The sequence below is a fragment of the Cupriavidus necator genome, assembly GCF_016127575.1.
GTDB classification, from domain to species: domain Bacteria; phylum Pseudomonadota; class Gammaproteobacteria; order Burkholderiales; family Burkholderiaceae; genus Cupriavidus; species Cupriavidus necator_D.
Window position 1 is genome coordinate 434,823 of sequence record NZ_CP066018.1, and the last position, 26,747, is coordinate 461,569.

The following is a 26,747-nucleotide window of genomic DNA, read 5'->3' on the forward strand; positions in this document are numbered from 1 at the left end:
CCTGTCCGGTACGCGCCTCAATGCGGGGCGCGCATCAGCATGTCGATCTTCTGCAGCCGCACGCGGACTTCGCGCTCCAGCGGCGCCAGTGTTTCCGGGCCGGCTCCGGCCTTGCTGGCGCGCGCGTAGTTCGCGATCGCCTCGTTCATGCCGCGCTGCTCTTCGGCCAGCGCACGCTTGACCAGCTCGCGCTCATCGCTGGCCGCCACGCTCGGAATCGCCGCCTGCGCGGCCCCCGCGACGGCGGCCTGCGCCAGGTCGGGCGCGTTGCCGCGTGCGGACGGTGCCGCTGCCTGGGGCGCGGAAGCCGCCGGAGCCCGCGCTGCCGACGCCGGCACGGCGCCGCTCACCGCCGGCGGCGCACGCCGCGTGGTGATGATCTGCACGCCTTCGGAGCGAGAAACCTCCATCGCCGCCAGCGCCGGTTGCGGCACGAACCCGAGGTTACACAACAACAGCAACGCCAAACAACCCCGCTTCGGCAATTTTGTCGACCTTGTCGATTCTGGCATCGGTGTCTTCGGGCTTATCCCGGCAAATTTTCACAAATACTTACAAAAACGGCGACTGCGGATGCGTCAGTTGCCGCGATACGGCGATTGCATCCGCACGATCGCCTCGGACTCGAGCGGGATGCGCCATTCCGACGCCAGCGTGGCCCGTCCGGTGCAGAAATTGGGCGTGGTCGGGACCTCCATGCCGCGGTACGAACCGGTCGCAACAAAATTCCGGATGCCGTTGACCAGCGAGTAGATGGTGCGGTCGGCAAACGGCACGAACATTTCGTAGCAGTACGTGACCCGGATCTTCAGCAGGTTGGCGTCCTGGATATTGACGCCAGAGGACGGCCCCGCGCTGGTGGCGCGGTACATCAGGCTGTCGTTGGGGATCTCCCGCGTGGTCTTGCCGGCGTAGTAGCCGCTTCGCCCGAAATCCTGCAGCGCCGCCGGCGTCGGGTTCAGCACGTCGATCCTGGCCTGGGTGCGGGCCTCGAACTGGGCCTTGGCATAGCCGGTGGCATGCGCGGTACGGTCGGCGGAGCGCACGAACAGCGGCGTCAGCCCCAGCGCCAGCCCCTTGCGCATGCTGGCCAGCCGGCCGTGGTCGACGGCGCCTTCGCGCGCGGCCTGCAAGGCGGCGTGGTCTAGCGTGGCCTTGGCCTGGTACAGCAGCCCGAACTGGATCACGCCCAGGCACAGCAGCAGCAGCGCCGGCGCGATGATCAGGAATTCCACCGCGGACTGTCCCCGTGCCCCGCGCCGCGCCGCGTGCTTTTGCTGGTGCGTCATGGCCCCTCCTCCCGCAGTTCCAGGTTCTGGCCCGGCGCAATCCCCAATGCCGCCGCGCGCCCCGCGCCGAGCTCAAGCGTCTGGCGCGCGCGCCAGTGGGCACGCACGCGCAGGCGTCCCACGCACGGGTGCACCGCCAGCACGCGCTGCCGCTTGTCGAGAAACACCACGTCGATCGCCATGCGCATGCCAAAGGTGTGGACTGCGCCGCAGGGGGACAGCAGCAAGGCTTCGTCCGGTGCCATCGAATCGCGGCTGAGCAGCCCCGTCATGCGTTCGCGCGCAGTGGCCGCCACCGACACGCGCACGCCGGTGTCGAGCGTGCTGTGGCCGGCCCGCAGGTAGAGGCGCGCCTGCCTCACAGCAGCCCTTCCTGCATAAACTTCATCACGATCGGGAAGCCAAGCACGATAAAGGTGACCGGGAAGATAAACACCACCAGCGGAAAGATCAGCTTGACCGGCGCTTCCATGGCCTGCTTCTCCGCGCGCTGGAAGCGCTCGGTGCGCCGCTGCTCCGACTGGAAGCGCAGCGTGGCGGCCAGCCCCGAGCCCATGCGCTCCGCCTGGATCACGGCACCGACGAAATTGGTGACCTCCTTCACGCGCAGGCGGTCATCCATGCGGCGCAGCGCATCGGCGCGGCTCAGGCCCGACTTCAGGTCGCGCAGCACGTGCTCGAACTCGCGCCGCAGCGGGCCCTCAGGCCCCTTCTCCACCGCCTGCAGCAGGGCGCCGTTGATGTTCAGGCCGGCCTCTACGCTCAGTGTCAGGAAATCCAGAAACACCGGCAGGTGGCGCGTGACCTGCAGCAGGTTGCGCTTGCGCACGTCGCGTAGCCAGATGCGCGGATAGAAGAAGCCCAGCGCGCTGGCGGCAAGCAGCAGCAGCGGCGAGAACACGCCCAGCCCCAGCATGGCTATGCCCGCCAGCAGGCAGAACGCCAGCGCCGAAACGATCGACAGCGACAGGAACTGGCGCGCCGTCATCAGGAACGACATGCCCGTCAGGCGCAGTTGCTCGTCCACCGCGGCGCGCAGCGACTTCGGCGTGATCCAGACGAGATGGTGGTCGAAGAAGCGCACCACCGGCCAGACCGCGCGCAGCGACGGCGGCAACGGGTCGAGGTAGTCGCGCGCCTCGTCGGGAACGGCCACGGTGAGGCGGCGCATGGCCATGGTGGTGGCGGCGAGCACGCCGACCAGGCCGGCGGCAAGGGCGAAGGCAACAACAAGCATCATGGTCGGCCCCGGTCAGACATCGATATGGGTGATCTTGCTGATCGCCTTGTAGCCAAGCAGCTCCATCACCGCGATCACGGACAGCGTGCCCCAGCCGATCGGCGAACTGAACAGCGGTGCCATCGCCACCGGCTCCATGTGGTTCAGCACCACGATCAGGAACAGCGGCAAGCCCGTCATCACCAGGCCCTGCATCTTGCCCTGCGCGGTCAGCGCGCGGATCTTGCCTTCCATCTGATGCTTCTCGCGCAGCGTGCGCGCCACCGACTCCAGCGTCTCGGCCAGGTTGCCGCCCACCTCGCGCGAGATCGTGATGGCCGCGGTCACCATCAGGAAGTCGGGCACTGGAATGCGTTTTTCCATATTGCGCAGCGCGTCCATCAGGTCCACGCCAAGCCGGACTTCGCGCATCAGCAGGTCGAACTCCTGCGAGATCGGCGGGCGCGACTCCGCCACCACGCTTTCCAGCGCCATCGGGAAGCTGGCGCCGGCGCGCAGCGCGCTCGACATCATCAGCAGCGCGTCGGGCATCTGGTCTTCGATGGCCATCAGGCGCTTGCGCTGCATCTTCTTCACCAGCGCGCGCGGCAGCAGCAGGCTCACCGGAATGCTGAGCATCGCGAAGAACACGTTCTGCGATACCAGCCAGGTCAGCAGCGGCAGCGCGAACACCGCCACCACCGAGATGCCGGCCACCTGCCGCATATTGATGAAGATAAAGAGATCGGCCAGCGAGGCCTCGACCTCGGTCGCCAGCGTCTGCGTATGCCGCACGAACCAGCGCTTGCCCTGCGACAGCACGGCCCACGCAATCAGCACGGTCATCAGGAAGGCGCCGCACAGCACCAGGGCAAGGTTCATATTGCCTCCTTACTCGTCGCGGGCGGTGAAGATGCCCGTATTGACCTGGATGCCGCGCCGGATCAGGTCCTGGTAGAAATCCGGGATATACGAGGTCGCGACATAGCGCCCCTTGACCTTGCCGTCGGCACCGTAGCCTTCCTCGCGGAACATGAACACGTCCTGCAGCTGCACCACGCCCGTTTCCATGCCGCTGACCTCGGTGATATGCGTCACGCGCCGCGAACCGCAGGAGAAGCGCGTCTGCTGCACGATCACGTCGACCGCCGAGCAGACCTGTTCGCGAATGGCCTGCACCGGCAGGTCCAGCCCCGCCATCAGCGTCATCACCTCAAGACGCGACAGGCAGTCCCGCGGCGAGTTGGCGTGGGCCGTGGTCAGCGAGCCGTCATGGCCGGTATTCATGGCCTGCAGCATGTCCAGCGCTTCCCCGCCCCGGCATTCGCCGACGACGATGCGGTCCGGGCGCATGCGCAGGCAGTTCTTGACCAGGTCGCGGATCGTCACCGCGCCCTTGCCTTCCATATTGGGCGGCCGCGCCTCCAGCGACACCAGGTTGGGCTGCGACAGCTGCAGCTCGGCCGCATCCTCGACCGTGACGATGCGTTCGTCATCCGGGATGAAGCTGGACAGCACGTTCAGCAGCGTGGTCTTGCCTGAGCCCGTGCCGCCGGAGATCACGATATTGGCGCGCCGCTCCACGGCGGTGCGCAGGAACTCCAGCATCTCGGGCGACAGCGAGCCGAAGCCGACCAGGTCTTCGCCCCTGAGCTTCTTGCGCGAGAACTTCCGGATGGTGATGTTCGGCCCCTTGAGGGCGAGCGGCGGGATCACCGCGTTCACGCGCGAGCCATCGGGCAGGCGCGCATCGACCATCGGCGAGCTTTCATCGATGCGCCGTCCCAGCGGCGCGACGATGCGCTCGATGGCGCCCAACACGGCGCGGTCGTCGGTAAAGATCACCGGCGAACGCGTCAGCCTGCCGGCGCGCTCGACAAAGATCTCGTCATGGCAGTTGACCATGATTTCCGAGACCGCGTCATCGTCCAGCAGCTCTTCGAGCGGACCCAGCCCGATCACTTCGTCAAAGACGCTCTGCTTGAGCGCGTCCAGCGGGATCTCCTGGCTGCGGAACACGCTCTCCTTGAGGATGTCGTCGAGCAGCGAGCCGACCAGTTCGCATAGCTCGTCCTCGGCCATGCGCGCGACGTTGACGCGGCGCAGGTCGAGCGCAGCGATCAGGCGCTGGTGCGCCTGCTTGCGCAGTTCCACGCCGCGCGGCGAGTTGATGGGTGCGCGCAAGGCCTCGTCGAGCGGCGCCACCGGCGCAGGTTTGGCGGCCACCGGCGCTGGCTTCGGCGCAGGTGCCGGCGGCCTGGGTGCGGGCACCGCTTCGCGCGGCACCGGCACGCTTGCCTGGGGCGATGGCGACAGGGTCACCGCCTCCCGCGGCGGCGACGGAGGCGGCACAGGCATGGGCACCGGCACCACCGGTTGAGGCGCCGCGGCATCCTGTGGTGGTTGGGCGTGGTGCTGCTGCGGCGATGGCTGCGCCGCCACGCCCGCTCCCGCTCGCCCCGGCTCGGCCACGACGGACAGCACGAAGCCGCCGATCTCGATCTGGTCGGCCGCCGCCAGCGGGCCATAGCGCGTGACCGGGTCGCCATTGATCAGCGTCGAGGCAATGCCGCCCTGATCCTCGATATACCAGCCGCCGTTGTGTCCTTCGATGCGGGCGTGGACCTTGCCGATCAGCAGGCCCTTGAGGACGATGTCGCAGCCGGGATCCTTGCCGATGGTACAGCCCGGCCCCTTCACATGGATCACCTCGGCGCTGCCATTGCGCTGCTGCAGGCGGATATTGAGCATGGCCGGATCAGCCTCCGTTCATCGGATCGACGCCGGGCGGGGGCAGCGGCGGCCGCTTCTGCTCCATCACTTCCTGCTCACGCACGGCATTCGCAGCGGGCAGCGGGCTTGGCTCGCCGAAGCGGTGGCGGTAGTTGGCATCGACATCCGCGCCACGCTGCAGCAGCGCGGCGTTCTCCGGGCTGGCCGGGTCATAGACGACCGGGGTGACAAAGATCACCAGGTCGCTCTTGTTGTTGCGGAATTCGTCGGAACGGAACAATCGCCCGAGGATAGGGATGCTGCCCAGCAGCGGCACCTTGTCGACGGCCTTGGATGCGTCGGCATTGACCAGCCCCGAGATCGCCAGCGTTTCGCCCGCGCGGATCGAGGTCTCGGAGGTGGTGCGGCGCGTCAGGAAGGCCGGGAAGCCGCCGAACGATACCGACGGGTCGATCTGGCTGATCTCGGTTTCCAGCGTGGTCGAGATGACATTGTCGACGTTCACCGCCGGGCGGATGTTGAGCTTGATGCCGTACGGCTTGTAGTCGACGTCGGTGGTGCCGAACGCGCCGGCCTTGGGAATCGGCACTTCGCCGCCGGCCAGGAAGGTGGCCAGCCCGCCGCTCTTGCTGTTGAGCTCCGGCGCGGCGAGCACGTAGGCATCGCCATCGGAAATGGCCAGGTTGATGCGCGAGAAGATGGTCGTGGCAATGCCGAGATAGAAGCCGCTGGCGGCGCCGGCCACCTGGCTCGGGGTATCGGTGAAGGTGGCCGCATCGGTGGACGGCAGCGTGCGATAGCGCCCGGTGTGCACCGGATTGCCCGCGAACGCGATCTGCGGGCCGTTGAAGCTCTGCTGCCAGGCAATGCCAAGCTTCTCCATGCCGCGCCGGGTGATCTCCATGATGTGCACCTTGAAGTGCACGGTCTTCTTCAGCGCATCGCCCTCGTCGGCGCGCACCAGGTTGACCACGCTGTCCAGGCCCGAGGTGGCGGTCTTGATCAGCGGCACCATCTGCGGATCGACGATGCCCGACAGCACCACGCTGGGACCGACCACCTCGATCTTCAGGCCGCGCACGCTGCCCAGCGACGCCCGCAGGCGCTGGGCCACGTCGGCGGTATCGGCCGGCGCCACGCGCAGCTTGCCCTGCAGCGCCACGCCGCGCTCGTTCCAGACGATCAGGCTGGTGGTGCCGATCTCCTCTGCCAGCAGCAGCAGGCGGCCGTCGACCACGGTGCTGCTGACCAGCGCGCCATTGCCGATGGCCACGCGCCTGATGGTGCCCGGCACCTCGAGCGCGCGCACCTCGCCCTTGAACAGCTCGATCGCACCAAAGCGCGCCGGCAGCTCGTACGACGGCGGCTGCGCGCCTGTGCGGGCCGCGGTGGTCACGGGCTCGGCGGCCCAGGCTCCCGAGGCCAACGCTGCTGCCGCCAGTGCTGCCATACCCCCGCGCACCGCATGGCGCGCCCCCTTACCCGTTTTCCCGTCCGGTGCTCCGTGTACCGTGACCGCCTGCAGGCGCCCGGCGATGCCGCCGCGCTGCGCGAAAGACCCATCCATTGCGTGTTCCGTCAGTTGGTGTTCTGGATAATCCGATGTCGTGCACCGCCGCGCTCAACGCGAGGCCGGCCGGCCCGCCATGGCGTTGGCGGCGTTGGCAACGGCGCCCTGCTGGGCCTGGGCGATGCCGCCCGCGGAACCGCCCATGGACCCGCCATTGGCCAGCGCCGAAGAAATGGCGTTGCCGATGTCCTGCGCGGTAGGCAGCTTGGAGATCATGTTGGCGCCCGCGGAACGGCCACCGACGATGTATTCGATGGCCGCTTCGTCGCCACCGGCGAAGAGCGCGTGCTCGCTGACCGCGATCTGCGGGGTCGCGGTCTTGTCGGCCGCATTGCGCAGCACCGCGCGCAGGCTGCCGACCTTCTGCGCCAGCGCCAGCCGCGCCGCCTGTTCGGGCGACACCATCAGCGTGAGGCTGTCGTAATCCGGGTTGGTGTCCACGCCCTCCGCGCCTTCCGCGGCCTGCGCCGCCATGGCTTCGCCATAGTCGCGCGGGCGCACGTCCTGGCCGGTGGCCAGCACCAGCATGTCCGACATCAGCAGCCGCGCGGTCTGCTTGTCGGTGCCTGCCGCAGTGGGCGAGGTGGAGCTGATCAGGAACAGGTCGACATGGTTGCCAGGCTTGAGCATCTTGGCCGTCGAGTTGACCATGTCGACCTCGATGGTGAAGGCGCGCTTGCCGGGCTTGAGCAGGTCGGAGAAATCGCGCGACTGCAGCGCTTCAACGTCGGCACGCCGCACCGGCTGGCCCTGCCGCACCTGGCGCACCAGGCGCAGGTTCGCCACCTTGTCGAAGCTGCTCGCCAGGATCATGTCTTCGTAGACCAGGTCGGCCGGAATCTCCCGTGCCGCGAAGCCATTGCCGTCGATCACCGTGCCCGGCGCGGCGTTGCGCACCGGCACCATGACAGCCACGCGGCGGCCCTCGTTCAGCTGCGCGGCCAGCTGCTCTTTCAGTGCCGCTTCGCGCCCGCTCAGGAAGTGGTAGATCCACAGTGTCAGCAGGCCGGCGACCAGCACGGCGATGACGAGGACGACCCAGGGATTCCCGATGATTGAATGAATCTTGATTTTCTTCAGCATGAATGTGCTTGCAGTAGCCAGACGCCGCCCGCTGGCGGTGCGTCAGGGAAGTGACAGGGAAAAGCTGTATGCCTGAAAGAAGGACCTGAACGCCGCGGCCAGCATGCTGATGACCGAGTTGTCGCCGCCGGCGACCAGCACGGCAACGACCAGCAGCGTGATGACGATGTATTCGAACGCGGCCTGCCCGCGCTGGCGCCTGCTACGGATTGCCATCGCGCTACTCCGGCCGCGCCACGGTGATCACCGCGTCGGTCTGGCCGGCGCGGTCGACAAAGGTGGCATCCATGCGTTCCTGCTGCCGCTGCATGGCCAGCGTGAGGCCCTCGATGCGGCCCGAACCGTCGGCCACGGGCGCGGGCATCTGCACCACCGAACTCCAGCCCTGCGCCGCCAGCCGCTCGGCGGCGCGCTGCCGCGCCGCCTGCGCGTTGCCGGGCAGCCGGACCACCAGGGTGCGCCCGCGCTGGCCGCGGTCCGTGCTCTGGACATCCGACAGGACCTTGGCGCCGGGCGGCAGGCCCAGGTCGCCCAGCCCGGTGCCGGACGCCACCGGCGCCAGCTTGCTGACCGAGAAGATGCCCGCCACATGCCCGCCCGGCGCGGGCCTGGGCTCCAGCGACAGCACATAGTGGCAAAGCCCGTCGATCGCGCTCAGCACGTACTGGCCGCCGGCCCGCTGCCCGCGCGCCGGCACGCCTTCGCGCGTCCAGTACTGGCGCCACGCGTCCGAGACCGCTTCGGCGGTGCCGGCGAACTCCATCGTCAGCACCCGCGTGGGCAGGCCGTTGACCACCATGTCGGTGCCGACCGCATGCGCCCTGGCAGGCGCAACCGGCTGCCGCGTGCAGTCCGTCGCGGTCGCTGCCGCCGCGGACCAGGCGAGCGCGGCCGGCAGCAGCGCGGCCAGGCAGCGCATCAGCACGCCATGCATGCAGGCTTTCATCTCAGCGGCTCCCCAGGCGGTCGGCGGGGACCACGTCGGGCTGGATGCGGCCCAGGTCCAGTTTCAGGATTTCCGGCCCGAAGGCGGCCAGCCCGACGGTCAGCGCGGTGTCGATCACGCCGCCCTTGCTGGTGGGCACCGCTTCCTTGATCACGGCGAGCGTGCCGTTGCGCCCCTCGGGCGTCCAGGCGTTGGTCAGCAGCACGGTGTGGTCCTGCATGCCGAAGCCGGTCCAGCCCGGCCACAGCGCGCGCAGGGCCGCGTTGTCGCCGGCGACGGACAACCCCACCTCGGCCCGGTAGAGGTTGCGCGTGGCCAGGTCGAAGCCGGCACTGACCGCGTTGGCCGCACCCATGGCAGCCGTGATCGGCTTGAGCGTGGCTGCCGGGGTTTCGTCGACGCCGCTGCCCAGGGTCACGTCGGCATAGTTGCGCAGCATGTCGACGCCGGCATGGTCCTTCCACATCGGCGCCATGCCGCCGGGCAGGCGGCGCGCGGTGCGGTCGCTCGACGCCAGCGCGGCCTGGTCGTGCCCCAGCACGCGCTGCACGAATTCGCTGCGGATCTCTTCGTCGCCCTTGCTGGCGAAGCTGCCGTGCGACGCGCGCCAGCCCGGGTCGACGGTCCAGACCGTGCGCTCCCAGCCGGCATAGCGCGAGGCCATCAGCGCCTTGTTGCGCACGTCGCTGAACTTGCCCAGCATCGCCATGCCGAGAAACAGCACGCCGAGCACCGTCATCGCGGCGATCACGAATTCGATCATTGCCTGTCCGGCTGCCCGGTTCGGCCTGGCTGGCCTGCGCATGCGCATGTCCGCTCCCTCAGTTGCCCTGTGCCGCGATCGCGGCAACGCGTTCGAGATCGCTGGTCTGCGTCAGCGATGCCTGCCAGTACGGATTGAAGAGGCTCGGGTATTCGATGCGCGAATCGGCGCGCCGCCACCCCGCCGCGCTGCGCAGCGCACCCGCCATGCCGCCGCTGTCGGTCGGGCGGATAAAGTACGCGCTGCCGCTGGCCAGCGCGCGCATCATGCCGCCGGCCATGCGCCCGTCCAGCGTCAGGCGATCTCCGCCCGGCAGCACGCGCGAACTGGTGACGACTGAAGTGTCCTGGCGCTGCGCCTCGATCGTGATCGAGGGCGCGCGGTTGAAATCGTCCACGGGCCCGGTGCCAGGCTTGGGCTGGTTGCTCAGGTCGGCGTACTCCTGCAGCCCCGCGGGCTTGTTGTGCAGGGTCTTGCCCGGGCCCGACGAGTACTGCATCTGCGCGGCGATCAGCGTCAGCGGGTTCAGCAGCGAACCGCCGAAGTTGCTGTAGCCGCCATAGCCGGAGCGGCCCGAATAGCGCCCGCCCGGGCCATTGGCCGCGCCGCCGCGCCCGACACTGGACACCGTGGGAATCGCAAACCCGACCGGGCCGGCCGGCGTGGCCCAGACACAGGCAAGCGTGCCGTTGGCCTGCGAGGCATCGAGTGCTTCCCAGCCCTTCTTGTCGCGGCGCAGATGCGTGCCGCCATCATGCGTGACGACGGTCACCATGATGGCCACCACCGCGCCCTTGCAGCCCTTGTAGGCAGTGGGGACCGCCGTCGGCGAGCGCGGCGAGCCGCGGTCCTTCAAAAAGCCGTCGAGCGTGGTGCCGTCGGTGGTGACGTCGGCAAAGCGGTCCTTGCCGGTGGCCGAACCCTGCTTGGGATTCTGCGGATCAGTCACGGTGGTGAACTTGGTCCAGCGGGCCAGCTGAACGCCATAGCGCGGGCCAAAGAAGTAGCCGGAACTGACCGTCGAATCCGGCTGGTTGCGCTTGGCGACTTCGTCGGTCACCAGCGGTACCGCGGCGATGGTGCCCGCGTGGTAGGCGCGCTGCGCCATGCTGAGCGCGGCGATGATGTCATCAAGCCCGGTCACCAGCGGCGGCAGCAGCGTGTTCAGGGCGGATCGCACCGGCGTGATCGCGGCCTTGCCCAGTTGCTTGGGCGTGGTCCACAGCAACTGCCCGTCGGAGAAGATCTTGACCAGCGTGTCGATCCAGGTGTTTTCCGTGTAGGTGCCCTTCAGCTCGTCGATCCACGACTTAAGGCTCACGGCCTGGGCCACGGCCACCTGGTTGGCCACCATCGCGCGGTTCGCGTAGGCGGCAAAGTTGTAGTCGCGCGCCTGCAGCACCGCGGCGCTATAGGCCGCTGCGTCCGCCGTGTTCTGCAGCTTGGTCTTGGCGCTGGTCAGCTGGCTCGCGTTGAAGGCGAGATACAGGGCCAGCCCGCCGATGGCGAGGAACACCAGCGCGAAGGCGAGTGCCTGACCGCGCTGGCCGGGACGGCTGCGTCGATGCGCAAGACCTGTTTTGCCCATGTTCCGGGATCGCGAGTGCTGGAGCGCAGCGAGCAACTGGCGGCGATGCCGCTTAGTTGTTCTTGCCCGTGTCGTTGCCGACGTTGTAGTTGTTCAGCCCCTTGCCCTGGTTGGCCTTGGAGCTGGCATCGTCCGCGGCGCTGCCGGCTTGCTTGATGGCCTGCTTGGATGCCGAGTTCTTGCCGGCCATTTCCTGGGCGAGGCCCGCGGTCTGGTTGCGGATGGTCTGGCCGAACATGGCATAGACGCCGATCGCGGACACGGCGATCAGTGCCACGATGATGATGTATTCGGTCATGCCCTGACCTTGCTGACGCGCCTTGCGGCGCAGATTTGCGAATGTCATAACGACTCCTTCCATGGGAATGCACAGAAACGGTTGCGCCATATGAAAGGCGCCTCATATGGAAGCCATATGTAAAGGAAAACACTGATGCGAACGGTTATCCGGCAGCAGCGGCGTGCATGCTATCAAAAGGTTCCTTAGGGCCGAAGAGGAATAATTTCAATATTTTTAATAGCGTTGAAATAACCCTACCAGGGACTCCCCCGAATGTAACAAAAAGTAATCCTTCACAATGGGCGGAGGTTATACGAACTATTCTCGGAACCGGCACATTGCCAGCAATGGGGTGCTGTTGAGCGTTGATTTACGGATGACAAGCCGCGCCACGGGCGGCAGGCCGCATGCGGCCTGCCTGCTGGACTTCAAGGCGAACCGGGGCAGTCATACCGCCCCTGCCAGCTGCCCGCGGCATAAAATAAAGAAGCAAAAAAATGGCAGAACTGGATATAAAGAATGCAGTGGAAATACTGGGGGCGTTAGCACAGGAAAATCGGCTCAGGATATTTTTACTGCTCGCCGATTCCGGACCGGAAGGAATACCGGCAGGTATTATCTCCGCATCTTCCGATTTAACTCCCTCTTCCGTAACATTCCATTTGAAGGAATTGGTCAGGACGGGGTTGGTTAAAAGCCGCCAGCAAGGGCGGTTCATGATTTACTCCGCCACCACCGACGGCATTTCCTCAGTCCTCGCATTTCTTGGCGGGAAATGCGCTTCCCTGCAGTAGAGGGCACTGTTCCGGCGGCGCGCCGCGCCGCCGGACGTCCCGCCGCGCGGGCCTGCGCCGCCAGCCCGGCACCTCATCCCGACAATCCCGTCTGCCAAATTTGCGTATTTCGAATTCATGACACAAATCGTGTCAATTATGTTGTTTCAGGATCATTGCCGATTTCGGAATTCAGCCTTGATCCAGATGCGACACGCCGCCGCTGGTGGCCAAGGCAGGCGGTTTCTGACCATTTGCCGCGCTTTCGCCGGAGCCGAGCGGCAGACGCCCGGAGAAACGCAGGCATCCCGTGACGGTAACAATGCAGCATTTTTAATACTTTTACCATTTATCCGACAGCAGCTCGCAAGCTCGATCGAGCCCGCCGAGAGTCCGTGCCGGCGATGCGAAAGCGCCAACCACACCGCGCCCCGCACCGGTGAGGCCAGCGTCACTCGGGGACCAAGCGGGACTTTTCGGTAAACTGTCGGCATTCCGGGACGCGCCGCGTCCCGCAGCCTGCGCAGTCCCCCTCATGTCAAATACCCACGAAATCCGCCCCGGCCAGTCCATCGAACTGCTCAAGGAACTCCATATCCTGACGCGCGACGGCAAGATGAATCAGGACAGCCGGCGCAAGCTCAAGCAGGTCTACCACCTGTTCCAGTTCATCGAACCGCTGCTGCAGGAGGTCAAGGCCGAGCGCGGCCGCGTCACGCTGGTGGACCACGGCGCCGGCAAGTCGTACCTGGGCTTTATCCTCTACGACCTGTTCTTCAAGGCGCTGCAGGACGACTCACACATCTTCGGCATCGAAACCCGTGAAGAACTGGTGAAGACCTCGCAGGCGCTGGCTGCGCGGCTGGGCTTTGCTGGGATGTCGTTCCTGAACCTGTCGGTGGCGGATTCGATCACCTCGCCGCAGCTGCCGCCCACCGTCGACGTCGTCACCGCGCTGCATGCGTGCAATACCGCGACCGACGACGCGATCCGCTTTGCGCTGGCCAAGCAGGCCCGCCATATCGTGCTGGTGCCGTGCTGCCAGGCCGAGGTGGCCAGCGTGCTGCGCAAGCACAAGGGCAAGCTGCTGGCGGGTAATCCGCTGACGGAAATCTGGCGCCACCCGCTGCACACGCGCGAGTTCGGCAGCCAGGTGACCAATGTGCTGCGCTGCCTGCAGCTGGAGGCGCATGGCTACCAGGTCAGCGTGACCGAGCTGGTGGGCTGGGAACACTCGATGAAAAACGAGCTGATCATCGCGCAGTACAAGGACCTGCCGCGCCGCCGCCCGGCCGAGCGGCTGGAAGAGGTGCTGGAAAGACTGGGGCTGGAAGAGATGCGCGAGCGCTTCTTCACCGCGCCGGTGTCGGCTGCGTAATCAGCCTTTGCCGGGCTCGTCCTCGCCCGCCATCCAGCGCTGCCAGCCCTCGTGGCCCAGGCGGCGCATGGTGGCCTGGTTGCGCTCGTAGATATCCGCCGCATCCGGGAACGCCGCCGCCGCGCGGGCGATGGAGTCCTCGCGCAGCAGGTGCAGGATCGGATACGGGGCGCGGTTGGTGTAGTTCTCGATATCGTCCGGCTCGGTCCCGGCAAACTGGTACTGCGGATGGAAGCTGGCGATCTGCAGCGTGCCTTCCAGCCCGAGGCTGCCGAGCAGGCGCTCGGCAAAATACAGCAGGTCGTTGAAGTCGAGAAAATCGGCCACGGCATCCGGCAGGATCAGCAGCGTGGTGTCGATCTGGTCGGGGTCGGCGTCTGCCAGCAGGCGCAGTTCGCGCTCCAGGTCGTCCATCACGTCCGGCGCTTCGGTGACGGTGCTGACCGCGTAGCGCACCTGCTCCTTCACATACACGCTCTTGGCGAACGGGCACAGGTTGAGCCCGATCACGGCGCGCTCCAGCCAGTGGCGGGTGGCGGCGATGACGGTGTCTGCGGAGTGAGTGGCGGAGGTCATGATGGCGATGCGCGGCAAAGCGTCATTCTAGCGCTGCCGCAGGCTCTATAATCCGCGGCGGAAACACCCCGCCCCCTGCCGAGCCTCCTGATGCCCTCTTCCGCCACTTCCTCCCCTTCCCAAGCCAGCGTCGACGTTGCCGTCATCGGCGGCGGTCCGGCCGGCCTGATGGCGGCCGAAGTGCTGGCGGCGCAAGGTGCCAGCGTGGCCGTCTACGACGCGATGCCGTCGGTCGGGCGCAAGTTTTTGATGGCCGGCAAGGGCGGCATGAACCTGACCCACGCGGAGCCGGAGCCGGCCTTCCTCGGCCGCTATGGCGCCCGCACCGCACAGATCGCGCCGATGCTGGCGGGCTTCGGCCCGCAGGCCCTGCGCGACTGGGTGCACGGGCTTGGCATCGAGACCTTCGTCGGCAGTTCCGGCCGCGTCTTCCCGACCGACATGAAGGCCGCGCCGATGCTGCGCGCGTGGCTGCACCGCCTGCGCGAGTCCGGCGTGCAGTTCCATATGCGTCACCGCTGGCTGGGCTGGGACGAGGGCGCGCAGCATGCGCTGCGCTTTGCCACGCCGCACGGTGAAATGGTCGTGCAGGCACGCGCGGTGGTGCTGGCGCTGGGCGGTGCCAGCTGGGCAAGGCTGGGATCGGATGGTGCGTGGGTGCCGCGGCTGGCCGAGCGCGGCGTCGAGATTGCGCCGCTGCGGCCTGCCAACTGCGGCTTCGATGTGGCGTGGAGCGAAGCGTTTGCGGCGCGCTTTGCCGGCGAGCCGGTCAAGCCAGTAGCCATCGCCCTGACCGACCGCGACGGGCAAGCGCACTACCGCCAGGGCGAGTTCGTCATCAGCGCGACCGGCATCGAAGGCAGCCTGGTCTACGCGCTGTCCGCGCCGATCCGCGACCGCATCGAGGCCGATGGCGGCGCCACCATCCACCTGGACCTGCTGCCGGCGCATAGCGCCGAACATGTCAGCGCGCAGGTAACGCATCCGCGCGGCGCGCGCTCGCTGTCGAGCCACCTGCAAAGCCGGCTCGGCCTCACCGGCGTCAAGGCCGGACTGCTGCGCGAATGCCTGTCGAAGGAAGCGATGCACGATGCCGGCACGCTGGCCGCATCGATCAAGGCGCTGCCGCTGCGGCTGCTGCGCCCGCGGCCCATCGACGAAGTGATCAGCAGCGCCGGTGGCGTGCGCTTCGAGGCGATGGATGAAGGGTTGATGCTGCGCGCGCTGCCGGGCGTGTTCTGCGCCGGCGAGATGCTGGACTGGGAGGCACCCACCGGCGGCTACCTGCTGACGGCGTGCTTTGCCAGCGGGCGCACCGCAGCGCTCGGCGCCGCGGCTTACCTGCAGCAGGCTTAGGCGGCCTTGCCGCCGACGATGCTGAGCGCCACCGCCTCGGCCACTTCGATGCCGTCGATCGCCGCGGAGTAGATGCCGCCGGCATAACCCGCGCCTTCGCCCGCCGGGTACAGGCCCTTCACATTGATGCTCTGGTAGTCATCGTTGTTGCGGCGGATGCGCAGCGGCGACGAGGTGCGCGTCTCCACCCCGGTCAGCACGGCATCATGCAGGGCAAAGCCAGGCAGCTTCTTGTCGATCTCGGGAATGCCCTCGCGGATCGCCGCGATCACGTAGTCAGGCAGCGACGTGCTCAGGTCGGTCGGCGTCACGCCGGGCTTGTACGAGGGCTCGACCGAACCCAGCGACGTCGACGGCCGTCCCGCGATGAAATCGCCCACCAGCTGGCCCGGCGCGCAGTAGTTGCTGCCGCCCAGCTCGAACGCGCGCTCTTCCCACTTGCGCTGGAATTCGATGCCGGCGAGCGGGCCGCCGGGATAGTCCTCGGGCGTGATGCCGACCACGATGCCGGCATTGGCGTTGCGCTCGGCGCGCTTGTACTGGCTCATGCCGTTGGTCACCACTCGGCCCGGCTCTGACGCAGCCGCCACCACCGTGCCGCCCGGGCACATGCAGAAGCTGTACACCGACCGCCCGTTGCTGCAGTGATGCACGACCTTGTAATCGGCCGCGCCCAGCAGCTTGTTGCCGGCGAACTTGCCGAAGCGGCTGCGGTTGATCAGCCCCTGCGGATGCTCGATGCGGAAACCCAGCGAGAACGGCTTGGCCTCCATGAACACGCCGCGCCTGTGCAGCATCTCGAAGGTGTCGCGCGCGCTGTGGCCGACCGCCATGATGACGTGGTCGGCTTCCAGGTATTCGCCGCTGGACAGCTTCAGGCCGCGCACCTGGCCGTTGTCGATGTCGATATCGTCGACGCGCGTCTCGAAGCGGATCTCGCCGCCCAGTTCGATGATCTCGGCGCGCATCTTCTCGACCATGCTGACCAGCCGGAAGGTACCGATGTGCGGGCGCGCCTTGTACAGGATGTCCTCCGGCGCGCCGGCGCGCACGAACTCGTTGAGCACCTTGCGGCCATAGTGCTTGGGGTCCTTGATCTGGCTGTACAGCTTGCCGTCCGAGAACGTGCCCGCGCCGCCTTCCCCGAACTGCACGTTCGATTCCGGATTGAGCACGCTTTTGCGCCACAGGCCGAAGGTGTCCCTGGTGCGCTCGCGCACTTCCTTGCCGCGCTCCAGGATGATCGGGCGGAAGCCCGACTGCGCCAGGATCAGGCCGGCCAGCAGGCCGCACGGGCCCATGCCGATCACCACCGGGCGCGGATGCGAGCTGCCCGCCTGCGCGCGCGCGACGAAGTGGTACGCCATGTCGGGCGTCACGCTCCAGTTCGGCTTGCCGGCCATGCGTTTGATTGCCGCGGCCTCGTCGCCGACCTCGATATCGATGATGTAGGTGAGCTTGATATCCGAGCGCTTGCGCGCATCGTGGGCACGGCGGAACACGGTATAGCCGATCAGGGCGTCTCCCTTGACGCCGATCTGCGCGGCGCTGGTGCGCACGGCGGCGTCCAGGTCGCTTTCGGTATGGTCGAGCGGGAGTTTGACTTCACTTAGACGTAGCATGGGGAACCCGAGAACTGCGGCCGGGGGGTTGGGCACACCAATGTGCCAGGCCGGCCGGAGCGCAATTTTATAGGCTTTCGGGCGCGGAGTCGGGAATCTGGCGGGATTCGGGCTGGCGGGCCGGGCCGGTGCGGCGCCAGGACAACGCCAGCCAGGCTTGCAGCCGGGGCAGCCAGCCCGGCGGGTCAGTGATCGACAATGCGCCGGCGCGGCTTGCCGACAGCGTCAGCCAGCCGCGCGCGGGCACGGTCCACGTATCGCCCGCGCGCAGGCGCCGCCGCGGTACGTAGCAGGTCTCGGCCAGCCATTGGGGCGGCCCGGCCAGCTCCAGTTCACCCGCGCCGGCATGCAGCACGGTGCCCGCCGCCACGCGCAGGCGCAGGCACTGGCCGGCCAGAAGCGGTACCACGGTTGATGTGTCGTTGAGATCGCTTTGCATGGCAGGACTCCGGTAACAGGCACAGGACTCCAGCCTATCGACCTGATCTCAGCCGCGGCAGGCACACCGCGGAACCGCCTGGACCGGAACAGCCATGCGAATTCAGCCCTGTTACGATACAGTCGCCCCGCTTCTGTATCTGTACTGATGCGGCCAACCGCGCCACGATGGCCCCAATGGAATCCGCCCCGCTCTACCGCCAGGTTGCCGGCCACTACCGCCGCGCCATCGAATCCGGAACGCTCGCCGCCGGTGACCGCATGCCGTCGGTGCGCGCGCTGATGGCGCTGCACAGTGTGAGCCTGTCCACCGCGCTGCAGGCATGCAGGCAGCTCGAGAGCGACGGCTTGCTGGAAGCGCGGCCGCGCTCGGGTTATTTCGTCGCGGCACCGCTGCGTTCGCCGCTGGCGGCGCTGGCCGAGCCGGCCGCGGCCTTGCCTGATCCGGCGCAGTATGTCGGCATCCACCAGCGCATTTCCGGCTTGCTGGCGCGTGGCCAGCACCAGCATGTGCATACCAACCTGGGCGGCGCCTATTGCGCGCCGTCACTGTATCCGACCGAGGCGCTGCGCAGCGCCGCGACCCGTGCGCTGCGCCGGCATCCGATGCTGTTCGGCGAAGCGGTCGAGCCCGAGGGCTACCAGCCGCTGCGCTCCGCGCTGGCGCGCCAGGCGTTGCGGGCGCGCGTGCAGCTCGCGCCGGAAGAAATCGTCATCACCAACGGCTGCACCGAGGCGCTCAACCTCGCGCTGCGCGCGGTGGCGGGGCCGGGCGACGTGATCGCGGTGGAATCGCCGACCTACTACGGCCTGCTGCAGATCCTGGAAAGCCTGGGCATGCGCGCGCTGGAGATCCCGTGCAGCCCCCAGACCGGCATCTCGCTGGAGGCGCTGGAGCTGGCCGCGCAGCACTACGACAACATCCGTGCGGTGGCGGTGGTGCCCAACCTGCAGAACCCGCTCGGCTGCATCATGCCGGACGCGCACAAGGCGCGGCTGGTGCAGTGGTGCGAAGCGCGCGGCATCGCGCTGATCGAGGACGACTGCTTCTCGGCCACCGCCGACAGCGATGCGCCGCCGGCCGCGGCCAAGGCCTGGGATGGCAGCGGCAACGTGATCCACTGCGCTTCGCTGCACAAGGTGCTGGCGCCCGGCATGCGCCTGGGCTGGATCGCCGCCGGCAAATGGCAGGCGCGCGTGGAAATGCTCAAGTTCGGCCTGTCGCGGCCCAACGAGATGCTGTCGCAGATGGCGGCCGCCGACTTCCTGGCTTCCGGCGCGCACGACCGCCACCTGCGCCGGCTGCGCACCCGGCTGTGCGCGCAGCGCGAATGGTTCGCGCAGGCCATCGCCGCAAGCTTTCCCGCCGGCACGCGGCTGGGGTCCCCGCGCGGCGGCATGCACCTGTGGGTGGAACTGCCCGCCCAGATATCGTCCGAGGCGGTGTTCGACCAGGCGCTGCAGGCCGGCATCCGCGTGATGCCGGGCGTGATGTTCTCCAACGCCGGCCGCTTCGACCACTGCCTGCGCGTCAACTGCGGCACGCCGCGCTCGGCGCAGATCGAGCGGGCGCTGGGCACGCTGGCCGCCATCGTGCAGCGGCTGGCGGGCTAGCCCTGGCGCCTGCCTGCAATATCCCTCCCCTTTTGCCTGCGCCTCGCCTATGCTAATGCGCTGGTGCGCAGGGGCGGCCCGGCTGGTCTCCGGGGGCGAAGACCGACCACGGGGCGCCGTGCACCACGGGAAAAAGAAGAAGGAGAAAAGCCTTGAGCAGTGCATCCGCGGCAACGTCCGTCGGCAAGAGTGCCGGCAACCCTGCCGGCAACAACCTGGACGACTATCAAACCCTGTTCCAACTGGCACCTGTCTCGCTGTGGCTGGAAGACTTCAGCGCCGTGCGCGAGTATTTTGCGCAACTGCGCAAGGAAGGTGTCACCGACCTGCGCGCCCACCTGCGCGCGGACCCGCGGCAAGCGGCGCAGTGCTCGGCGCTGATCCGCGTGATCGACGTGAACCAGCGCACGCTGGAGCTGTTCCGGGCAGCCGATCTCGACGACCTGGTGGCCAACCTCGACACAGTCTTCCGCGACGACATGCTCGACCAGCATGTCGAGGAGCTCGGCCAGTTGTGGGACGGCGGCAATCGCTTCGCCAGCCAGACCGTCAACTACGCGCTGGATGGCGAGCGGCTCGATATCCAGCTGGAGGCCACGGTGTTGCCGGGCCACGAAGATACCTGGGAGCGCGTGCTGTTGTCGATCAGGGACATCACCCCGCGCATGCGCACCGAGCGTGAACTGCGCCGCAGCGAGCAGTATGCGCTGGGACTGTTCGAGCATTCGCCGGTGTCGCTGTGGGTAGAGGACTTCAGCGCGGTCAAGGTGCTGCTCGATGAAGTGCGCGGCGCCGGCATCACCGACTTCCGCACCTTCCTCAACGTGCATCCGGACTTTGTCTCACGCTGCATGCAGGAGATCCGAGTGCTCGACGTCAACCAGCAGACGCTGCAGATGTTCGGCGCGGACAGCAAGCAGGCCCTGCTGTCGCGGCTGGGCGATGTGTTCCGCGACGACATGCGCATCCATTTTGCCGAGCAGCTGATCGACCTCTGGCACGAGAAGCTGTGGCAGCAGCGCGAAGTCATCAACTACGCGCTCGATGGCCGCGCCGTGGACGTCTTCATGCAGTGGTCGGTATTCCCCGGGCGGGAAGCGGACTGGGACCAGGTGCTGGTGTCGCTGACCGATATCACGGCGCGCAAGAAGGCAGAAGCCTATGTCGAGTTCCTGGGCAAGCACGACGTGCTGACCAAGCTCTACAACCGCGCCTACTATGAGGACGAGCTGGCGCGGCTGGGCCGCAAGGGCCCGTGGCCGGTCAGCGTGGTGGCGGTGGACCTGAACGGCCTCAAGGTGGTCAACGACCAGTTCGGCCATGCCGACGGTGACGGGCTGCTGCGCCGCACCGGCGAGGTGTTGAAGAAGGCGGTGGGCGAGCAGGCCTGCGTGGCGCGTATCGGCGGCGACGAGTTCATGATCCTGCTGCCCGGGCGCGACGAGCGCGGCGCCGCCACGGTGGTCGAGCAGATCGGCAAGGTGGTGGAGCTGAACAACCAGTTCTACCCGGGCACACGCCTGAGCCTTTCCATCGGCCACGCCACCTGTCTGCAGGGCGACCGGCTGAATGAGGTCGTCAAGCTGGCCGACAGCCGCATGTATCAAGCCAAGCGCGACTACTACACCACGCTGGCCAACGAACGCCGCCGCGATTGAAGCCTGGCGGCTCAGCCCGGCGTGCATTCGCCGCGCATCAGCGCCCACTCCTCGCATTGCTTGCCTGACGGGAAGATGCAGATGCCGGACTGGCCGGCCGGGGTCGACACGATCTGCAGCTTGCCGCCGCGCTGCGTGCAGTTGACGGAGGCGGGGTTGGGCTTGCCGATTGTCTGGGCGCTCCCCGGGCGCTCTGCCGGGGTGTTGCTGCAAGCGGCCGCGCCAACGACAGCGAAGGCCAGCAACACTGCAATACGGGTGCGCATCGGGATCTCCGCGAGGAAAAGAAACGGGCCCATTGTTTGCTCCCCTCTCCCGCCTGCGGGAGAGGGGAGCAAACCGCCGGATTTTGCTTCTTACAGGAAGACGATCAGCCCCACGCCCAGCACGATCAGGCCGAACTTGGTGACGTAGTAAAGCTGGCGGTTCCAGGCCTTGAAGCGGCGGCGATACTGGCCGCCCAGCCAGACAAAGCGGAACAGCCGGTTGATCATGCCGGTCTGGTCGTGCTCGTCATTGGGCGAGCTGGCCGCGGTCATGACCTTGCGGCCCATCCAGTGGTTGAACTTCGCAGCCCAGCCGTAGCGCATCGGGCGCTCGATATCGCAGAACAGGATCAGCCGGTTGGCATCGCTGCGGTTCTCGGCCCAGTGCAGGTAGGTTTCGTCGAAGACCACGCCCTCACCGTCGCGCCAGCTGTGGCGCTCGCCGTCGACCTCGATAAAGCAGCGGTCGTCGTTCGGCGTGGCCAGGCCCAGGTGGTAGCGCAGCGAGCCGGCGAACGGGTCGCGGTGCGGGTTGAGCTTGCCGCCCGGCGGCAGCTCGGCAAACATCGCCGCCTTCACCGTGGGCAGCTCGCGCAGCAGCGCCACGGTCTTGGGGCAGAGCTGCTCGGCCGACGGGTGCTGGGCCTCGTACCACTTCAGGTAGAAGCGCTTCCAGCCGTACTTGAAGAAGGAATTGAAGCCGGCGTCGTCGTTCTTGTCCGCTGCCTTGATCTTGCGCATCGCGGTCAGCGCCAGCCCTTCGTCGCGGATCTCGGGCCAGGCGGCGCGCAGCTTTTCCAGGTCGGGGAAATTGTCGACCGGGATGTACGGCGTGCGGGGCACGCCCGAGAACGCATACATGAAGCAGTTGATCGGGGCCACCAGGGCCGAATGGTCCAGCAGCTGGCGCCAGATGCGCAGGCGCACCTTGCCGCGGAAGTGCACATACAGCACGGCACCGAGGTAGCCCGCGACGATAATCCACTTGATCACCGAAATCCTCCTGGTCAGCCGCCTCCGCCGCGTGTCAGTCACAGCGCGGACCGGCTGGGTGAAAACGCGTATTTTAGCGAAACGGCAGAGCCGCCGCAGCTTGAGACGATTGCGGCACATGGCCCGCGGTGCGGGCCGGGAAGTCAGGCTGGCGCGTTCAGGCCCCGCCGCGCGACTGCCGCGCGATGCGCTCGATCAGCGCCTGGGCGTCGTCGGGCAGGCCCTGCAGCCTCAGCAAGCGCGCGTTCAGCACCAGGTTTTCCAGCACCAGCTTGGCTGTCGAGGCCCACATCGTGGCCAGCAGCGCTTCCACCGGCAGGCCGGACGCCTCCATCTCGCTGGAGCGCTCGGCGATCAGCCGGCACGCCAGCCGGCGCAGCGCAGCGTCGTCGAACGGCAGGTCGGCGTAGTCGATGGGGTCTTCCTTCTCGACTTCCGTCATCAGTTGCAGCAGGGTGTCTTCTGTCATGGGCAGACTCCTGGCCAGGCAAGGCGCGTGGGCTACACGCGGAAATCAGCAGCCATGTCGGCATCGGTGCGCGCCTCGAGGCGCCCCGAACGGCACGCGGCGACAAACTGATCGTAGTCGCGCTCGACCTGGTCAGCATAGCCATTGGCATAGCCTACCATCGCCTCGGCCATGCGGTCGCTGCGGCCCAGGTAGCCGCTGACCTCGGCGGCCAGTCCGCTGGCCTTGGCGTGCGCCCGCGCCAGCACCCAGCCACACAGCGAGGCATAGCGGCCGAGCAGCTCGCCGTCCATCAGCTCGATCTGTGCCGACAGCTTCATGTCGCGCAGCTGCCGCAGATAGAAGTGCCGCCCGAACGGCCCCTTGGTCCAGCCGAGGAACAGGTCGCTCGCGGCCTGCATCAGCCGCTGGCCCTCGACCACGCGGCGGCCCTCGTGCGCGGTCGGCGCGCTCTTGAAGTAACGCGCCACCACCGACCTGGTGGCCTCCTTGACCTGCAGGAACAGCGGCTTGTCATGCTGGTCCACCAGCAGCTGCACCAGGCAGCGCTTGCCCACGCTGCCCACCCCGGCCACCTTGAAGGCCAGGTCATGGCGCGTGAAATGGCCGAGCAGCCGGCGCCGGTCGGCGGCCAGCGTGGACAGGTAGTCCTGGTAGGCCTGGTCCAGCGCCAGGTCCGCGTCGCTGGCGGCCAGCCAGTCGTCGTCCGGCCCGAACAGCGTCTGCTCGCCGCGCACGTGGAAGATCGCCGGCGGCGCATCGAGTATCGACCAGCGGTCGCCGATGCGCTCGGCCAGCTTGGGCAGCAGCGACTCGTGGGTGCGGTCGGCGGCGCGCTCCATGCCGCGCCGGATGCGTTTCTGGACTTCGGGCAAGGTGTCTTCTTCGAGCAGCCGCTCGAAGGTAATGCGGTCGTACCAGGTGTCGAGCATGCCCATTTCGCCATAAGCGAGCATGCGGCGCTGGTAGCTGCCCACCGCCTCGCGCACCATGTCTTCGGCCACAGCGGACTTGTGCCGCAGGTGGCGTGCCGCCACCACGAAGCTTGCGCACAGGCGCTTGAGGTCCCATTCCCACGGACCGGGACTGGTTTCGTCGAAATCGTTGAGGTCGAACAGCAGCGCGCGCTCGGGCGTGGCAAAGCCGCCGAAGTTGGCCAGGTGGCAGTCGCCGCAGATCTGCATATGCAGGCCGGAATCCGCGGTGCCGGCCAGGTCGTGGGCCTGGAGGATGGCGCTGCCGCGGTAGAACGCGAACGGCGACTGGATCATGCGGCCGTAGCGCAGCGGCACCAGCCGCTCAACCCGGCCCTGGCTGCTGATTTCCAGCAGTTCGACGGGGTCGCGGTCGACGTTGCCGATGGCCTCGTGCGCACCGCGCGGCACCTGCTGGCGGGCGGCCCTGCCGCGCTCGCGCCGGGCCTCGACAGTACCCTTGGCCACGGCTTGCCCGCCCTCCTGACGTGTCGCCACCATGCCCCCAATGCCGGCGCCGCCGGCGGTTGCCATTTGTGCAGCATCTGCAACAGAAGCTAATGCACTGCGCCGCGGCTTGTCAATCGGCAGGCCACGGCGCGGGTCAGGCTGGGGTCGGGCGGATGTGCGCCGTGGCTCAGAGCGCAGGCGGCTGGCGACGGAAACCGACGCCGAAGCGGTTCCATGCATTGATGGCCGAGATCAGCAGCGTCAGGTCGGCCATTTCCTTTTCCGAGAATTGCTCTCGCAAGTCCTGGTAGTCCGCATCCGGCGCCTGGCTTTGCGGCAGCAGCGTCAGCGCCTCGGTCCACGCCAGCGCGGCGCGCTCGCGCGGGGTGAACCAGCTCACTTCACGCCAGGCCGGCAGCAGGTTCAGGCGGCGCTCGCTTTCGCCATGCTTGCGCGCATCGGTGATGTGCATGTCCAGGCAGAACGCGCAACCGTTGATCTGCGAGGCGCGGATCTTCACCAGTTCCTTGAGCGTGGTCTCCAGCGAGCAGCGTGCCAGATAGACCTCCAGGCCAATCATTGCCTTGTAGGCGTCAGGGGCCACGTCTTGCCAGTTCATCCGTTCTTCCATGATCGATCTCCGCTTTGACAGGTTGGATTCGGCGGGCACTGGTGTCGCGCCCGTTGGGATGAAAGATAGACCCATCGATTGGCCCCGCACACTGCCAATTTCCGGCAGAATCAGTAGACCAATCCTGACCGACGCGTACCTTATGGAACTGCATCTCGCCCTGGACCAAGCCAGCGACCTGACCGCGCAGATCGTCCACCAGATCCGCGACGCGATCCAGGGCGGCCGGCTCGAGGCCGGCGCACGCATGCCGCCTACGCGCCTGCTTGGCACCCAGCTGGGCGTGGCGCGCAAGACGGTGACCACGGCGTATGAACGACTGGTGGCCGAAGGCTGGCTGCACGCGCGCGTCGGCGACGGCACCTATGTGGCCGAGGGGCTGGCCCGCCCGGCCATGCGCATGGCGGCGGCGCCGGTGCTGCCGCCTGCCGTGCAGCGCTGGATGGCGGTGCCGACGCCGTTCCTGGACTCCGGCGGCGGCGCGCGCTCTGGGTTCCAGCCGGGGCAGGCCGATACCACGCGCTTTCCGCATGAAGCCTGGTCGCGCTGCGTGCGCGCGGCGCTGGCCGCCGAGCGCCAGCGCCCGCCCGGCGTCGCCGATCCGGCCGGTGAGATGGTGCTGCGCCAGGCCATTGCCCGCCATATCGCCTTCACGCGTGGCGTGCAGAGCATGCCGACCGACATCCTGGTCACGGGCGGCGCGCAACAGGGCATCGACCTGCTGGCCCGGCTGCTGCTCGGGCCCGGCGCCGTGGTGGCGATGGAGGATCCCGGCTATCCGATGGCGCGTTCGTTGTTCCAGGGGCTGGGCGCACGGGTGGTGCCAGTGCCGGTCGATGGTGAAGGGCTGGTGGTGGAGGCGCTGCCGAACGATGCCACGCTGGTCTATGTCACGCCATCGCACCAGTCGCCGCTGGGCGTGCCGATGAGCCTGGCGCGGCGCCAGGCGCTGCTGGACTGGGCGGCACTCCGCCACGCGGTGATCCTGGAAGACGACTACGACAGCGAATTCCGCTACGGCGGCCAGGCGCTGGACGCACTGCAGACGCTGGACCGGCATGGCCGCGTGGTCTACCTCGGCACGTTCTCGAAGACGCTGGTGGCCAACCTGCGCTGCGGCTACCTGGTGGTGCCGCCCTGGCTGATGCCGGCCGCGCGCAAGGTCAAGCACCTGATGGACTGGTACACGCCGACGCTGATCCAGCAGGCGCTGGCGCGCTTCCTGTCCGAGGGTCACCTGCTGCGCCATATCCGGCGTTCGCACGCGCGCCACGCCCAGCGCCGCGCCCGCCTGCTGGCGCGGCTGCACGGCGACCTGTCGCCGTGGCTGGAGCCGCTGCCGGCAATGGCGGGCTTCCACCTGGCGGCGCGGCTGCGCGTGCCGGTGGCGTCCGAGGCACTGGTCTCGACTGCGCGCCTGGCCGGCCTGGCACTTGCCACGCTCGATCCCTGCTATGCCACGCCCCCTGCTACCTGCGCGGGGCTGCTGCTGGGCTTCGGCGCCATCGACCTGCTGGATATCGATCCTGCCCTGGACCGGCTGGCAATGGTACTCTCTGCACTGGTACCTGAGCCGGCGCACGCCACGTGATGCGGGCCGCACAGGAGCGATACCAGGTGACGCATGCCACGCGCATGCCATCACAGCGACATGGCGCCGCTGTCATGCTGGTATTTCGCAAACCGACGTGAACAAACCGGAAGCGTGCGGGTCTCATTCGCACTTTCCACACAACCAGAGTCGCGTTCATGACCAAGCGTTTGTTGTCCGCCATGCGTCAGTACGCATGGTTTGCCGGGGTGAAGCACCATGTCGTGCAGGGCGTCGAAGCCCTGGCGGAACTGCTCAAGTCCCCTTCCGCCGCGGCGCGCGCCGTCGCGGCCATCGTTGCCGAAACCGAGCACGGCGTACAGGTCTGGGTCTCGTACTTCGGCAAGCCGCTGGATCCGCACACCAACTACGTGCTGTGGCCCAACCGCGCGCTGCGCCCGGCGCGGCGGCGCATCCAGCCCTCTCCGATCGAACTGTTGCAGATGCAGCGACGGCGCGACGGATAGCCGCGCCTGCTTGCTGGCTG

Annotated in this window: 28 protein-coding genes; 7 read left to right on the forward strand and 21 right to left on the reverse strand. The window is 67.6% G+C overall.

Going from position 1 to position 26,747, the window contains the following annotated elements:
* Positions 1-17: 17 nt before the first annotated feature.
* The 13 genes from I6H87_RS02060 to I6H87_RS02120 all read right to left on the reverse strand — a co-directional run bounded on the left by I6H87_RS02060 (position 18) and on the right by I6H87_RS02120 (position 11,537).
* Positions 18-410: a hypothetical protein gene (locus I6H87_RS02060; protein WP_041687668.1), complete on the reverse strand. Its 393-nt coding sequence runs from the start codon at positions 408-410 to the stop codon at positions 18-20.
* A 168-nt stretch (positions 411-578) separates the two neighbouring features.
* Positions 579-1,289: a TadE family protein gene (locus tag I6H87_RS02065; protein ID WP_010809193.1), complete on the reverse strand. Its 711-nt coding sequence runs from the start codon at positions 1,287-1,289 to the stop codon at positions 579-581.
* Positions 1,286-1,651, reverse strand: coding sequence for a DUF192 domain-containing protein (locus tag I6H87_RS02070; protein WP_010809194.1), 366 nt, complete (start codon positions 1,649-1,651; stop codon positions 1,286-1,288). Before I6H87_RS02070 ends, I6H87_RS02065 begins: the two co-directional genes overlap by 4 nt.
* On the reverse strand, positions 1,648-2,529 hold the full coding sequence (locus I6H87_RS02075) for a type II secretion system F family protein (protein ID WP_010809195.1): 882 nt from the start codon (positions 2,527-2,529) through the stop codon (positions 1,648-1,650). The genes I6H87_RS02070 and I6H87_RS02075 overlap by 4 nt, the downstream gene beginning before the upstream one ends.
* A gap of 12 nt (positions 2,530-2,541) precedes the next feature.
* Positions 2,542-3,390, reverse strand: a complete 849-nt coding sequence (locus tag I6H87_RS02080; RefSeq protein ID WP_011614826.1) for a type II secretion system F family protein — start codon at positions 3,388-3,390, stop codon at positions 2,542-2,544.
* 9 nt (positions 3,391-3,399) lie between these two features.
* Positions 3,400-5,259, reverse strand: a complete 1,860-nt coding sequence (locus I6H87_RS02085) for a TadA family conjugal transfer-associated ATPase (protein ID WP_010809197.1) — start codon at positions 5,257-5,259, stop codon at positions 3,400-3,402.
* 7 nt (positions 5,260-5,266) lie between these two features.
* A complete protein-coding gene (locus tag I6H87_RS02090) occupies positions 5,267-6,808 on the reverse strand; it encodes a type II and III secretion system protein family protein (protein ID WP_231881392.1) in 1,542 nt (513 codons plus the stop codon).
* 54 nt (positions 6,809-6,862) lie between these two features.
* On the reverse strand, positions 6,863-7,894 hold the full coding sequence (gene cpaB / locus I6H87_RS02095; protein ID WP_011614823.1) for a Flp pilus assembly protein CpaB: 1,032 nt from the start codon (positions 7,892-7,894) through the stop codon (positions 6,863-6,865).
* Between the two features lie 42 nt (positions 7,895-7,936).
* Positions 7,937-8,110: a hypothetical protein gene (locus tag I6H87_RS02100; protein WP_010809200.1), complete on the reverse strand. Its 174-nt coding sequence runs from the start codon at positions 8,108-8,110 to the stop codon at positions 7,937-7,939.
* Positions 8,111-8,114: 4 nt separating this feature from the next.
* Entirely contained in the window at positions 8,115-8,840 is a 726-nt protein-coding gene (locus tag I6H87_RS02105) for a hypothetical protein (RefSeq protein WP_011614822.1), read from the reverse strand.
* Position 8,841: 1 nt separating this feature from the next.
* A complete protein-coding gene (locus tag I6H87_RS02110; protein ID WP_010809202.1) occupies positions 8,842-9,603 on the reverse strand; it encodes a hypothetical protein in 762 nt (253 codons plus the stop codon).
* Positions 9,604-9,661: 58 nt separating this feature from the next.
* Positions 9,662-11,191 (reverse strand): pilus assembly protein TadG-related protein, encoded by a 1,530-nt coding sequence (locus I6H87_RS02115; protein ID WP_011614820.1) that lies wholly within the window; start codon positions 11,189-11,191, stop codon positions 9,662-9,664.
* Positions 11,192-11,243: 52 nt separating this feature from the next.
* Entirely contained in the window at positions 11,244-11,537 is a 294-nt protein-coding gene (locus I6H87_RS02120; RefSeq protein ID WP_010809204.1) for a Flp family type IVb pilin, read from the reverse strand.
* 431 nt (positions 11,538-11,968) lie between these two features.
* Here I6H87_RS02120 and I6H87_RS02125 point away from each other — a divergent pair, with 431 nt between their 5' ends.
* Both I6H87_RS02125 and I6H87_RS02130 read left to right on the forward strand, forming a co-directional pair.
* Complete coding sequence (locus I6H87_RS02125) at positions 11,969-12,265, forward strand: ArsR/SmtB family transcription factor (protein WP_010809205.1); 297 nt, start codon at positions 11,969-11,971, stop codon at positions 12,263-12,265.
* Between the two features lie 514 nt (positions 12,266-12,779).
* Positions 12,780-13,622: a class I SAM-dependent methyltransferase gene (locus I6H87_RS02130; RefSeq protein ID WP_011614818.1), complete on the forward strand. Its 843-nt coding sequence runs from the start codon at positions 12,780-12,782 to the stop codon at positions 13,620-13,622.
* On the opposite strand, the gene I6H87_RS02135 is transcribed toward I6H87_RS02130, so the two are convergent.
* Positions 13,623-14,198: a DUF1415 domain-containing protein gene (locus tag I6H87_RS02135; protein ID WP_011614817.1), complete on the reverse strand. Its 576-nt coding sequence runs from the start codon at positions 14,196-14,198 to the stop codon at positions 13,623-13,625.
* A 90-nt stretch (positions 14,199-14,288) separates the two neighbouring features.
* Between I6H87_RS02135 and I6H87_RS02140 the strand changes: the two genes are divergently transcribed.
* Positions 14,289-15,554, forward strand: coding sequence for a TIGR03862 family flavoprotein (locus I6H87_RS02140; protein WP_011614816.1), 1,266 nt, complete (start codon positions 14,289-14,291; stop codon positions 15,552-15,554).
* On the opposite strand, the gene I6H87_RS02145 is transcribed toward I6H87_RS02140, so the two are convergent.
* A complete protein-coding gene (locus I6H87_RS02145; RefSeq protein WP_010809209.1) occupies positions 15,551-17,176 on the reverse strand; it encodes an NAD(P)/FAD-dependent oxidoreductase in 1,626 nt (541 codons plus the stop codon). The genes I6H87_RS02140 and I6H87_RS02145 overlap by 4 nt on opposite strands.
* Before the next feature lie 67 nt (positions 17,177-17,243).
* On the reverse strand, positions 17,244-17,615 hold the full coding sequence (locus I6H87_RS02150; RefSeq protein ID WP_010809210.1) for a hypothetical protein: 372 nt from the start codon (positions 17,613-17,615) through the stop codon (positions 17,244-17,246).
* Positions 17,616-17,791: 176 nt separating this feature from the next.
* Between I6H87_RS02150 and I6H87_RS02155 the strand changes: the two genes are divergently transcribed.
* Together I6H87_RS02155 and I6H87_RS02160 are read left to right on the forward strand one after the other, a co-directional pair.
* Positions 17,792-19,228 (forward strand): aminotransferase-like domain-containing protein, encoded by a 1,437-nt coding sequence (locus I6H87_RS02155; RefSeq protein ID WP_010809211.1) that lies wholly within the window; start codon positions 17,792-17,794, stop codon positions 19,226-19,228.
* 152 nt (positions 19,229-19,380) lie between these two features.
* Positions 19,381-20,886: a sensor domain-containing diguanylate cyclase gene (locus tag I6H87_RS02160; protein WP_011614815.1), complete on the forward strand. Its 1,506-nt coding sequence runs from the start codon at positions 19,381-19,383 to the stop codon at positions 20,884-20,886.
* A gap of 11 nt (positions 20,887-20,897) precedes the next feature.
* Here the strand turns inward: I6H87_RS02160 and I6H87_RS02165 are convergent, their stop codons facing one another.
* The 5 genes from I6H87_RS02165 to I6H87_RS02185 all read right to left on the reverse strand — a co-directional run bounded on the left by I6H87_RS02165 (position 20,898) and on the right by I6H87_RS02185 (position 24,669).
* A complete protein-coding gene (locus tag I6H87_RS02165; RefSeq protein WP_041687227.1) occupies positions 20,898-21,152 on the reverse strand; it encodes a putative hemolysin in 255 nt (84 codons plus the stop codon).
* 90 nt (positions 21,153-21,242) lie between these two features.
* On the reverse strand, positions 21,243-22,145 hold the full coding sequence (gene lpxO, locus I6H87_RS02170) for a lipid A hydroxylase LpxO (protein ID WP_010809214.1): 903 nt from the start codon (positions 22,143-22,145) through the stop codon (positions 21,243-21,245).
* 157 nt (positions 22,146-22,302) lie between these two features.
* Positions 22,303-22,614, reverse strand: coding sequence for a hypothetical protein (locus tag I6H87_RS02175; protein WP_010809215.1), 312 nt, complete (start codon positions 22,612-22,614; stop codon positions 22,303-22,305).
* A gap of 32 nt (positions 22,615-22,646) precedes the next feature.
* Positions 22,647-24,089, reverse strand: coding sequence for a DUF2252 domain-containing protein (locus I6H87_RS02180; protein WP_062804640.1), 1,443 nt, complete (start codon positions 24,087-24,089; stop codon positions 22,647-22,649).
* A 136-nt stretch (positions 24,090-24,225) separates the two neighbouring features.
* On the reverse strand, positions 24,226-24,669 hold the full coding sequence (locus I6H87_RS02185; protein WP_010809217.1) for a carboxymuconolactone decarboxylase family protein: 444 nt from the start codon (positions 24,667-24,669) through the stop codon (positions 24,226-24,228).
* A 142-nt stretch (positions 24,670-24,811) separates the two neighbouring features.
* On the opposite strand from I6H87_RS02185, the gene pdxR reads away from it, so the two are divergent.
* Together pdxR and I6H87_RS02195 are read left to right on the forward strand one after the other, a co-directional pair.
* Positions 24,812-26,260 carry a MocR-like pyridoxine biosynthesis transcription factor PdxR gene (gene pdxR / locus I6H87_RS02190; RefSeq protein ID WP_011614811.1) on the forward strand — a complete coding sequence of 483 codons (1,449 nt, stop codon included), beginning with the start codon at positions 24,812-24,814 and terminating at the stop codon, positions 26,258-26,260.
* Between the two features lie 158 nt (positions 26,261-26,418).
* Positions 26,419-26,727, forward strand: coding sequence for a hypothetical protein (locus I6H87_RS02195; RefSeq protein ID WP_010809219.1), 309 nt, complete (start codon positions 26,419-26,421; stop codon positions 26,725-26,727).
* Positions 26,728-26,747: the final 20 nt, after the last annotated feature.